6 protein-coding genes are annotated in these 11,632 nt (G+C 69.5%); 1 reads left to right on the forward strand and 5 read right to left on the reverse strand.

The genetic code is table 11. The features are described from left to right. The 4 genes from fxsT to MJ797_RS09600 all read right to left on the reverse strand — a co-directional run. On the reverse strand, positions 1–4,099 hold a 4,099-nt coding region (gene fxsT, locus MJ797_RS09585), incomplete at its 3' end, for an FxSxx-COOH system tetratricopeptide repeat protein (protein ID WP_239333835.1). After that, positions 4,096–5,277 (reverse strand): MoxR family ATPase, encoded by a 1,182-nt coding sequence (locus MJ797_RS09590; protein WP_239333837.1) that lies wholly within the window; start codon positions 5,275–5,277, stop codon positions 4,096–4,098. The genes fxsT and MJ797_RS09590, both read right to left, overlap by 4 nt. Further along, positions 5,274–6,755 (reverse strand): hypothetical protein, encoded by a 1,482-nt coding sequence (locus MJ797_RS09595; protein ID WP_239333839.1) that lies wholly within the window; start codon positions 6,753–6,755, stop codon positions 5,274–5,276. The genes MJ797_RS09590 and MJ797_RS09595 overlap by 4 nt, the downstream gene beginning before the upstream one ends. 171 nt (positions 6,756–6,926) lie before the next feature. Further along, complete coding sequence (locus MJ797_RS09600; RefSeq protein ID WP_239333891.1) at positions 6,927–7,550, reverse strand: effector-associated domain EAD1-containing protein; 624 nt, start codon at positions 7,548–7,550, stop codon at positions 6,927–6,929. Positions 7,551–7,779: 229 nt separating this feature from the next. On the opposite strand from MJ797_RS09600, the gene MJ797_RS09605 reads away from it, so the two are divergent. Next, positions 7,780–10,248: a Tex family protein gene (locus MJ797_RS09605; protein ID WP_374581845.1), complete on the forward strand. Its 2,469-nt coding sequence runs from the start codon at positions 7,780–7,782 to the stop codon at positions 10,246–10,248. A gap of 70 nt (positions 10,249–10,318) precedes the next feature. Here the strand turns inward: MJ797_RS09605 and MJ797_RS09610 are convergent, their stop codons facing one another. After that, entirely contained in the window at positions 10,319–11,587 is a 1,269-nt protein-coding gene (locus MJ797_RS09610; RefSeq protein WP_239333843.1) for a DegT/DnrJ/EryC1/StrS aminotransferase family protein, read from the reverse strand. Positions 11,588–11,632 lie beyond the last annotated feature (45 nt).

Consider the following 11,632-nt stretch of genomic DNA (forward strand, 5'->3'; position numbering starts at 1 on the left):
GGTGGGTGATGGCAAGGTTGACCGCGGCGGCCAGGGTGTGCGGATGCTCCTCGCCGAGCACTCGCTGGTAGCGCTCCCGGGTCTGCTCGCACAGCTCCCGCGCTCCGGCGAGGTCACCGTTGTGCCGCAGGTCCATGGACAGGCACAGCGAGGCGGCCAGGGTATCCGGGTGGTCAGGCCCGTACCGGCTTGTCAGGCGGAGCTGGACATCCCGCGACAGTTCCAGTGCGTGGGTATGGTCACCCGCCTTGCGGCGGGCGACAGCCAGGTTACGGGACGCCCGCAGGATCTGCGGGTGGCTCTCCGCGTTGTGCAGCAGCCGGCGGAACCGCTCCAGCAGCTCCTCCTGCCTGGCCCGCGCCCCGAGATAGTCACCCAGTTCACGCTCGTCGATGGTCATGGCGTTCCACGAGATGAGGCTGCGCAGCTCGTCCTCACCGAAAAGCCGGACCCGGCGCTGCCAGGTGTCCTCGTCGAGGTCCCTGGCGCGGGCGAACTCGCCGAGCAGCCGCAGGCTCACCCCGACGTTGTGGGCGGCGGTCAGCGTGACCGGGTCGTCGATCCCCAACGTGTGCGACGCGCGCCGGTACACCTCGTCGGAGATCTCCATCGCCGTCCGGAAGTCGCCCTCGACCCGCTTGCCGGCGGCCACCGCGCCGAGTGTCTCCACCGTCTTCTCATGGTCCGGGCCGAACAGCCGGTTGCAGATGTCCAGCAGCCGGGCATTGACCTCGGCGGCCTCCTGGTAGCGGCCGACGACGAAGAACATCCAGGCCAGCCAGCCAGCGATCTCGATCGTGTGCGGGTCGTCGTCGCCGCGCAGGCGGCGCCAGGCACGGTGGGTCTCCTCCGCGAGCTGACAGCTGGCCTGGTGGTCCCCCCAGTAGTAGAGGTACTCCGCCTCATCGATGAGCAGTTCCCGCAGCCAGGTGTTGTCGCTGCCGACCGCGTCCGCCGCGAGGACGTGCGGGTAGAGCTCCGCGTACCGGTTCCAGTTCTCCGGGTTGACCGGATCATGCGGATTGCCCCCGGCGAGCAGCGCGTGGGCTCCGTGGCGCATCGTCTCCCGTTCGTCCGGGGTCATCCGCCCGATAAGAACGGCCTGGACCAGGCGGTGCATCTGCAGGGAGTTAGTCCGGTGGTCGATCCGCGCGAGAGCGTACCGGTTGATCTCGCGGATCGCCTGGTTGAGCTTGATCGAATCTCGTAGCGCGGCATCGAGTTCCGGGACGATCAGGATGTTCCCGGCCCCCGCCAGCAGCTGGCGGGAAATAGGCTCCGGCGCGAAGAACGCACAGACCTGGAGCAGCCGCAGCGCGGCGGGGTTGCTGTTCGCGAGCCGGTCCAACGAGACGTTCCAGGCCGCGGCGACCGGCTTTTCGTAGTCCATCGGCGCGTTGGAATTGAGCAGCTCGCTGAGTTTCTCCTCGAACAGCCGCAGGTACTCCTGGGCCGGCATCCCGGTCTCCGCGCGCCAGGTCGCGGCCTGTTCGATGGCCAGCGGCAGGTCGCCCAGGGCTTCGGCCAGCAGGCCCGCGTCGATGCTGGTCAGGTCGGGCCCACGGCGTTGCAGCAGCTCGATGCTTTCCGTGCGGGCGAACACATCCACCTCGAGCGGCCGCGCGACATTGGCCCACTGCATGTTCCGTGACGTGACGAGCACCCGGCCGTCACCGCCGGCCGGGAAGAACTCGCGGACGGCTTTCGGGTCCTCGGCGTTGTCGAAGACCAGCAGCCACCGGTTGTACGGCTCACCGGTGCGCAACGCCTCCAGCACATTGGGTATGGCGATGTTCGCCTCCATCCCGACCGGGAGACGGAGCCGCTGCGCGAGGTCGACGAGCGCCGAGCCGATCTGCGCCGTCCATTCCGCCGGGATCCACCAGATGACGTCGTAGTCGGCCTGATGCCGATAGACGTACTCCACCGCCAGCTGTGACTTCCCGACACCGCCCATACCGTGCAGCGCCTCGGGCAGGACGGCGGTCGTCCCTTCATGGAGCCGCTTGTGCAGTTCGGCGAGCAGCTCACGCCGTCCGGTGAAGTGGGGGTTCCGCGGCGGGACGTTCCCCCAGACAGCCGGTGAGCGGCCAGTGCGTTGTCGTTCCACCGCTGATGTCGCGGTGATCGAGGGCACATATCCTCCTTCTTGACGGTCGGCCGTGCTGTCGGCCGGGTGGGCGGGCACGGCGGGGCCGACCGGGAACTGGGATCTCGGCAGCGGAGTTGACGCACCGATACTGTCACTCATAGTCACGTCCTGAACACTATCTGCGATGCTTCCGGTGTTCGAAGCACTCTGGATCCGGGCGGCAAGCGCACGGGAGCGCGCCAGGTAACGGCCTGACAGCGCGCCCAGCACGGTCTTCTCGATCAACAAAAACGGGCGGTTGTCACCCGTGATCACCGGGACCGGAGCCGACTCCGGCTCGTCCAGCATCCGGCCGGTATCACGCAGAACAGCGACCCGCGAACCGAGAAGATCACTTACCGCCCGCAGCACCCGCGTAGCGTCTGAACGCCGGCCGAAGGCGAGCAGCTCCGCCCGCACGCCGGGGTGGAACTCCAGCGCGATCCGTTCGGGACCGGCAGGGCCGCCACCGGCGGGCACCGGCCGCACCAGCCCGCCCGCGAAGATCTCAGACAGCTGCGGGCGGCCCGCGCCTGGCACCATGTCCCGCACCATGCGCAGCACAGCCCAGGTCAGGGGGGCCGCGGCCAGGTGGGTGGCCAACTCGAAAGCCTCCTGGGAGGCCACCGCCCGAAACCGTTGCACACACTCCGTGGCGGATTCCGCCGGGCTGCCGCCCCAGGAGTAGGCGGCGCGTTCCGACGGCTGGCTGCGCGGGCCGGTGAGCACGGCCGTCAGCTCGGTCCACGGCCGCCGGCCCGACAGGAAGCCGGCCCAGGGAGCGAGCCGGCGGGCGTGGGCCTCGAGAACCGGCACCGGGACAGCCACCGCCAGGTCGGCCGTGCCGAAACCGGACAACGGAGCGCCCCACGGGTCACGGAACGCCCACCGCGGGGCGGCGGCGATCGGGGCACCGCCTGGCATCGACATCCGTACCCGCTGGGGACGGAGCCCGGTCAGCTGCCACAGCCGCCTGGGCACAAGATTCAGCAGCGCCACGGGGAGCCGCCGCGCCCAGGACCACAGCAGCGGGGACATCGCGTCTGTCCACCACGCTCGGCCAAGCGCATCGGTCAGTACCCACAGGATCCGCCGGCCGGTCGGCTCGAGGAGCTCGGCGGCCGCGTGTGCCGCACCGCCTGGCCAGCCGGTCCGCAGGCAGAGATCTTCCGGTCGGTCCGTGTCGGTGTTGAGGAAGCGAAGCTGGACGTCACGGAACGCGCCGTGTCGCTCAAGCAGCGTGACGATACCGGGGACGGTGTCCAGCCAGGGAGTCATCGACGGGCTGCCGTCAACGATGAGGACGATCTCGAACCGGCGCTCCCGGGCCGGCCGGTAGACCGGTAACCCCAGGAGGCCCTGCGCGAGCCGCTCCGCGGTGGCCTCCTCGTCCAAGACGTCCGCGCACGCCGATGCCATCGTCTGCCGCAACGGCCGCAACGCGGCCCGCACGGCCCGGGGGTCCCCGCCTGCCACGAGGCTGGGACGGGTCCCTGCCGGCGGGGCGGGAAGCGCTCCGGACGGGAGGAAGGCGGGGCCGGCGGCAGCTATCGCGGCGTCACCGTTGGCGGCGCCACCATCACCATCGGCCTCCTCGCCATCACCGACGGGCAGCTCGGCCCAGCCGGGCTGGCCAGCCGCGGCGCTGCGCTCCGGCGCGGCGGCGGGCCCGTGCCGAGGCTGGCGATTCCCTCCCGTCCGCGGCCTGGCCTGGCCGGCCGGGCCCGGTCCGGGTGCGCCTGTTTCCTCCGCCGAGCCGTCCCCAGCCGGCGAACCGTCATCCGGTTGTGTGCTCCCGTCGCTGATCTCGTCGCTGGCCGCGGGAGCACGCGCAGGCCCGGGTACCGGCTGGTCCAGGTAGCGCCACAGCCAGACAGCCTCCGCAATCTCCCGGGGCGTGGGCGTGGCGGCGGGCCGCCGCCACGCCGGCCGCCGCGCGGCCGGGGGCTGCCCCGCCTCATCCGTCATCGCATGTCCGGAAACTGCATATCCGGAAACTGCCTGCCCGGGAACCGCATATCCGCGGACGGCGCCGGGGCCAGCTGATGCCAGACCGCCTCAAGCAGGTCGTTCCATACCGCCTCGTCCCCGTCTGCGGCGCCGACGGCCACCAGATGGGCCGCGTTCAACAACTGGTCGGCCGCCAGTCCGCCGACCTGCTGGCGGCGTTGCTCGAACCGGGCGACAAGTTCCCGGTGCCCGGGTGCGTCAGCCGGGAAATGCGCGGCGATCAGGGTGGCGAGCTGCCGTGTGTCCGGGTCGGGGATGTCGAGCCGGGCGCAGCGCCGCAGGAACGCCGCGGAGAACTCGCGCTCCCCGTTACTTGTGATCACAATAAGCGGGAAAGCGTGACAGCGGACGATTCCCTCGCGTACCACGGCCGTGCCGCCGGGATCGGCCGTGTGCACCTCGGCCTCGGGCGCCTGGTGGCGTATCCTGGCCAGCTCGGGAATAGCGAACTCGCCGTCCTCGAAAATGTTCAGCAGATCGTTCGGCAGGTCGAAATCGCCTTTGTCCATCTCGTCGATGAGCAGTACCCGAGGGAGCTCATGCGGCAACAGCGCGGTCCCCAGCGGACCGAGCTGGATGAAATCCCCGATCGGCGGTAAGGCCGCACCACCGCGGCCCGAGCCTGCGCTGGCATGGTCATCCCCTCGTGGCCGGCCGTGCCAGCGCAGGCTCGGAACAAAACGGAACGGAGACATGGCCTGCGCACGGCCGATGGCGTCATAGTCGTAGAGCCCGGCGCGCAGCGTGGTACGGCTGGTGACCGGCCAGCGCAGAACCCGCCCGAGCTGGAGCTCGCGGGCGATGAGATAGGCAAGGCTGGACTTGCCGACGCCTGGGCGCCCGGTGACCAGCAGGGGGCGCCGCAGGTAGATCGCCGCGTTCACGACCGAGATCTGGGCCGTGTCGAGCAGCCGGGACGGCGTGGTCCCCAGCCGCCGCAGGGCCTCTGGCCCGTCAGCCGACGGAGGCGGCAGTACCGGCCCGCCCTGGAAAATCCGCCACGGCGGCGGTGCCGGCCATCGCCGGTCCCGCTCCGCGGGCTCGATCGGATCGCCCGTTCCCTGGAACAGCCACCACCCCGGCCGGGATGGCGTATCAGGCGAGTCCGCCTGCCCAGCTGCCGGGTCGACACTCATGGACGGCCCTCCCCTTGTGATACACCGAGAGGAGCGGGCGAGCCTCTCTCGGGCTGCCTTTCTGGATCATCCCACAGAAACGCGAGATTGCGTCCCACATGTCTGTCACCGGCGCCACCGCCCGGTTCCAGCAGCGCGTCGATCCGTAATCGGCGGACCCGACCGGGAAGATCACTCATGTCGCCGTCATCGACCAGCAGCCGCAGGGTGTCCTCATGTTCGCTGCCCAGCCGCCGGGACCGATGCCACAGGACCACCGGCAGGCCCGCCCGCAGCGCCATCAGCGCCTCCCCCATCCCGGTTCCCCCGGTGGCTTCGGGTGGCTCACTGAGCACGAGCGCGACCAGCTTCTCATCGGACGCCAGCGTGGCCTCCAGCCGGAGCAGGTAGTCCGAGCCCTCCGGCCGGCTCCAGTACACACCGGCCCGGCCGGGTCCGTGATGCAGCTGCCGCCAACGCCGATGCCACATCCGGTGCCAGTCTGGCCTGCGTAACCGCTCCAGGCTGCGCAGGGCGACGGGATAGTCCAACGCCAGCGGTTTGGCCGGGCCTGGGTCCGCTTCCCGCCGCCACCAGTCGACCGGGTCGTTCAGCAGTCCGAACGGCAGGATGAACTCGATCGCGACCACTGGGGTATAGCTGGCGAGCCCGGTCTCCAGCCCGCGCACGACAGCCTCCACGTAACCTTCGAGCTCACCCCGGGAAAGGAACTGCCGCCCGCCGGGCTCGATCCGGCCATCCCATTGGCGCCACCACGACCCCACATAGGACTCCGCGTCGCCGTCCGCCGGATCAAACTGGATCATCAGATGAACCTGCGGCGCATGATGCGGCCGTGGAGTGCGCTCCAACCGGACCGCGTCGAGGGCCGCGGAGAGCTCCAGCTCGTACGCTCGGCTGCTGTTCCAGCGGTCCACTTTCTGCGCGGTTGACGGCGTCAGCTCGTCATGAACATGTTCGAGGAAAACCATATAGGGCGGCAGCCTGGACCAGGCCGCATTACGGCCGGCAATGTGGAGCAATGTGTGCCAGGCAGTCATACAGTGGCGCGGCGGCTCCAGCATCCGGTTATCGGTCGCCAGCCGGTAGGGTTCTACAATGGTGCCGGACGAGATGGCGTCCAGTTCCACCCGCAGCAGCGCCCACAGCTCGCTCGAGGCCGCTGCCGCGACATCCCCGGCCTCCCACTCGTCCCGCAGCCGCAGCAACATCATCACGATGGCGGCATCCGGTTGCAGCCGGATCACCACGTCGACCAGCGTGGTGATATTCGACCGCCGCGCGCAGGCTGTGACGAGCGCGAAGAACCACTGCATGGCGGTCGGGTAGTCGGCGACCTGGACCGGGCAGCCTGCCCGTCCGAGCAGATCAAGGAGAAGCTGCCGGCTCCCCGCCGGGCTCAGTTCCGGGCATTCCACCAGAACCAGCACAATCCTGCCCTCGATGTCGAACCGCGGAGCCAGCTCCCGATCGGCCACAACCCCCCCGCACGATCGCCATCAGTCGGACTTCCGCCTGGAAAACATGCAGATTCGGCGCATACCTATCACCGAGGTGACACTTTCGTAACAGTACGCGGAAAAGTATGCACACTCAGCACCGCCCGAGCTAACGCTCTGTCCAATACCGGACGCTCCCTGTTGATCGGGCTACCAGCCGGTGAAGACGGGATTGGCGGGAAAAATCCGTGCCGCCGCCGCGAGAACGCGCCGCCGGCCGTCCGCCAGGGCTCCGGCGGCAAGCAGGACGTCGACCTCGGTCCAGAACTCCCGCGAGGTCAGTGCTACGGACCAGACCGGTTGCCGGCCGGCGGGCAGGCCGGCCGCGGCGAGGAGCTGCCGGGCGGTGTGTGCCTGGTAGAAGACGCTTGCCAGCTCGGACACCTCCGCGTCGGTGAACCTCTCCGGACGGGGCTGGGCCGGTGCCGGCGCCCGGGTGACGGCCGGCTCGCCGGCGGCGTCCGACAGCCGGCGCAGCACCCCCGCGGCCGGGCTGTCCGGTTCGAGCTGGCCGACCGCCGCCGCGAGTGCCGCGATACCCGCCGGTTGCCGGGCACAGGCGTCGACAAGCCCGATGAACCACTGCCGGCGGGTCCCGTAGTCGGCTACCTGCAGCCGGCGCTCCAGCCTGCGTTCCACGAGCTGGGCGAGCAGCAGCCGGCTCCGCTCGGGCGCCAGGTTGAGCGCGGAGTCGAGCGCGTCGACCGCCTGTTCCGCGAGATCGGCGGGGAACGGCGGGCCGCAACCGCCATCCGCCAGCCCGTCCGCATACATCACCTGATGCCCCATCCACCGTGGCCGCGGCGCGGAATGAGAATCAGCCGCGTGATGCGGTACGCGACGGCTAGCCCGACCTCGCGGGGCTCGGCGAACGGGTCCCGCAGCCCACGCCTTACCACATCCCGGCTGATACCACTCTATTCAATGCGCGCCGGGCCGGCGATCGGTACGGGAATGGCGGGCACGGGGAACTGACGCCGATGATCAGGCAAGCTGGTCACGAATGCTTCGGACCCCAGCGCGAAGGTGGATCAGGATTGTGACGACGTCGGTTCATCGCAGGATCGCCGAGGAGCTCGGCGTGCGTGAGGGCCAGGTGACCGCGGCCGTGGACCTGCTCGATGGCGGGGCCACCGTGCCGTTCATCGCCCGCTACCGCAAGGAAGCAACCGGGACACTCGACGACACGCAGCTGCGCACCCTTGAGGAGCGGTTGCGTTACCTGCGTGAACTGGAGGAACGGCGCACCGCGATCCTCGAGTCAATCCGCTCGCAGGGCAAGCTGGACGATGCCCTCGAGGCACAGATCATGGCCGCCGACTCGAAGGCGCGGCTGGAGGACATCTACCTGCCCTACAAGCCCAAACGCCGCACCAAGGCACAGATCGCCCGAGAGGCGGGCCTCGAACCGCTGGCCGAGGCGCTGCTGGGTGATCCGGCGCTCGACCCACAGGCGGCCGCGGCCGCCTTCGTCGACGCCGAGCGGGGGGTCGACGATGCCGCCGCCGCGCTGGACGGCGCCCGCGCGATCCTGGTCGAACGGTTCACCGAGGACGCCGACCTGATCGGGACGCTGCGCGAGCGGATGTGGGCACGAGGCCGGCTCACCTCCCGGGTGCGCGACGGCAAGCAGGACGCCGGTGCCAAGTTCGCCGACTACTTCGACTTCGCCGAGCCTTTCACCACGCTGCCCTCGCACCGGATCCTCGCGCTGTTCCGCGGTGAGAAGGAGGAGATCCTCGATCTCACCCTGGAACCGGATGGGGAGGCTGCCGAGGAGGCCGCGCCGCGGGAGACCCCGGCGCCGAGCGGCTACGAGCTGGCGATCGCCGACCGCTTCGCCGTCGCCGACCTGGGCCGTCCGGCCGACCGCTGGCTGGTGGACACGGTCCGTTGGGCCTGGCGCACACGCATCCTCGTCCATCTCGACATCGACCTGCGGATGCGCCTGTGGCAGGCGGCCGAGGACACCGCGGTGGGCGTGTTCGCCGTCAACCTGCGTGACCTCCTGCTCGCCGCGCCCGCCGGCGCCCAGGTGACCATGGGCCTCGACCCGGGGCTGCGGACCGGTGTGAAGGTCGCGGTGGTCGACGCGACCGGCCAGGTGGTCGCCACCGAGACGATCTACCCACACGAGCCGCGGCGGCGCTGGGACGAGTCGATCGCCGTGCTCGCCCGCCTCGCCGGCCAGCACGGCGTCAAGCTGATCGCGATCGGCAACGGCACCGCGTCCCGGGAGACCGACAAGCTCGCCAGCGAGCTGGCCAGGCTGCATCCCGAACTGGCGCTCATCCCGGTCATCGTGTCGGAGGCCGGCGCCTCGGTCTACTCGGCCTCGGCCTACGCCTCCCGCGAGCTGCCCGAGCTGGATGTCTCGCTGCGCGGCGCGGTGTCGATCGCGCGCCGCCTGCAGGATCCGCTGGCGGAACTCGTCAAGATCGATCCAAAATCGATCGGGGTCGGCCAGTACCAGCACGACCTGTCCGAGATCAAACTGTCCCGCTCGCTCGACGCGGTCGTCGAGGACGCGGTCAACGCCGTCGGGGTCGACGTCAACACCGCCTCGGCCCCGCTGCTGACACGCGTGTCCGGGATCGGCGACGCTCTCGCGGAGAACATCGTGCGGCACCGTGACGCCAACGGCCCGTTCCGCTCACGCCGGGCGCTCACCGACGTCCCTCGGCTTGGCCCGAAAGCGTTCGAGCAGTGCGCCGGCTTCCTGCGCATCCGGGACGGGGACGACCCCCTCGACGCCTCCAGCGTGCACCCGGAGGCCTATCCGGTGGTGCGCCGCATCCTGGCGTCGACCGACAGCGAGATCACCACACTGATCGGCAACACCGCCGCGCTGCGCGCGCTGCGGCCCGCGGACTTCGTCGACGAGACCTTCGGCCTGCCGACCGTCACCGACATCGTGGCGGAGCTGGAGAAGCCGGGCCGCGACCCGCGCCCAGCGTTTCGGACCGCCACCTTCGCCGAGGGCGTCGACACTCTTGCCGACCTCGCCCCGGGGATGGTGCTGGAGGGTGTGGTCACCAACGTCGCGGCATTCGGCGCCTTCATCGACGTCGGTGTGCACCAGGACGGCCTCGTGCACGTCTCGGCGATGTCGAGGACCTTTGTCGCCGACCCTCGCGACGTGGTGAAGCCCGGCGACATCGTGCGGGTGAAGGTGCTCGACGTCGACATCCCCCGCAAGCGCATCTCGCTGACCCTGCGTCTTGAGGACGATGCCGGCCGCGGCGGCTCGCCCCGTGGCAACCCGTCTCGCGGCGAGCAGCCACGAAAGACCACACAGCCGCGGGGAACAGCGCAGCCGCGCGCCGCGCAGCCCCGCCCCCGCCGCAGGGAGCCGAGCACGCCTACCGGTGCCCTCGCCGACGCGCTGCGCCGGGCCGGCCTCGTCGACGAGTTCGGCAACAGCGTCGCCAACAATGTCACCGCCCCGAAACGCACCGGCCGCGGCGGCTGATCTCCGGTAGCGCTCCTGGACCGCTGCCTCCCCGGCCGAAGAGTGCGCGATCGCTGGTCCTGTCGCGCACTCAGAGCGTCGGAGCCTTCGTGTAGAAGGCAGCCGCCACTTTCTCGAAGGCAAGGATGTACTGCCGCATGTGTCGCTCGCTGTAGACTGGGTGGGTGTAGAGCGGGAGCGTCCGTGCCGCGAGCCAGCGCGCCGTGGCGCAGTTCGTCTTCGAATAGTCGATCGGGGTGGCGCTGGGATCGCCAAATGGGTAGTTCAGCTTCCCGAAGCCGTTGTGCTCGACGAAGACGCGCTCCCGATACATTTCCGCCAGCTGAATCGTCGTGAAGGGCATGCCCTCCGCGGTCATAGCCGCGGCGAACTCCGCCACGGAAACCGACATACGCTCGATATCAAGCACGAAGGGTGCCCACCAGAACGCGTTTTCGCGCTCTGGTGAGTCCACGGGAGCGTGTATCACCAGCGGGTGGTCCTCAAGAGCCTCGATCAGCTGGCGGCCGTTGGCGCGACGCCGGGAAAGGTGCCACGAGTCGAGGCGGGCGAGTTCGGAGCTTCCGATGGCCGACTGCATCTCGGTGAGCCGGTAGTTGAAACCCACCCGCCGATGGATGTACTCCGGCCCGAGTTCCATGAGGCCCATACGGCGGGCCACGTCAAAGCCGTGGTCCCGGAGTGAACGACATTCCCAGCTCAGCTCCTCGTCATCCGTGACGATCGCACCGCCCTCACCACCGGTGGTGAAATGTTTGCTCTGGCAGAAGCTGAAGCAGCCGACGTCGCCGACCGTTCCGACCTTTCGCCCCTTGTAGGTCGCACCAATACTCTGCGCACAGTCCTCGACGACGAACAAACCATGTTTCCTGGCGACATCAATGATCGGATCAAGATCTGCGACGACACCGTAGAGATGAACGACGACGATCGCCCGGGAACGAGGTGTGATCTTCTTCTCGACGTCGGCCGCACTGAGCGTATGCGACTCGTCAACGTCGGCGAAAACCGGCAGCGCGCCCGCCTGCAGCACGCAGGAGGCCGAGGCGATAAAGGAGTACGGAGTGCAGATGACCTCGTCCCCTGGTCCGACGCCCAGGGCTGCCAGCGCGGTATGTAATGCTGACGTCCCGCTGTTCGTGGTGATGGCGTGGCCGGCGCCGAGGTACGCGGCCAGCTCCGCCTCGAATCGCCGGCCCAGTTCGCCGGTCCAGTAGTTCACCCGACCGGTGCGCAGGGGCTCCATGGCCCGTTCGATGCTCTCGGGCGCAAGGCTTGGCCAGGTCGGAAACGGCTCGTCCGTGACCGGCGTACCACCGAAGATCGCGAGTTTGGACATGGTCAACCTCCTCGCCGCCGGGGTGACCGGGGCCGGATCTGACGC

Source organism: Protofrankia sp. CiP3, assembly GCF_917627345.1.
Lineage (GTDB): Bacteria > Actinomycetota > Actinomycetes > Frankiales > Frankiaceae > Protofrankia.

Bases quoted from the DNA above. Each gene is read 5' to 3' on its own strand.
- MJ797_RS09600 (WP_239333891.1), bottom strand. From the start codon at position 7,550: ATGTATGCGGACGGGCTGGCGGATGGCGGTTGCGGCCCGCCGTTCCCC.
- MJ797_RS09610 (WP_239333843.1), bottom strand. From the start codon at position 11,587: ATGTCCAAACTCGCGATCTTCGGTGGTACGCCGGTCACGGACGAGCCG.
- MJ797_RS09605 (WP_374581845.1), top strand. From the start codon at position 7,780: ATGCTTCGGACCCCAGCGCGAAGGTGGATCAGGATTGTGACGACGTCG.
- MJ797_RS09590 (WP_239333837.1), bottom strand. From the start codon at position 5,277: ATGAGTGTCGACCCGGCAGCTGGGCAGGCGGACTCGCCTGATACGCCA.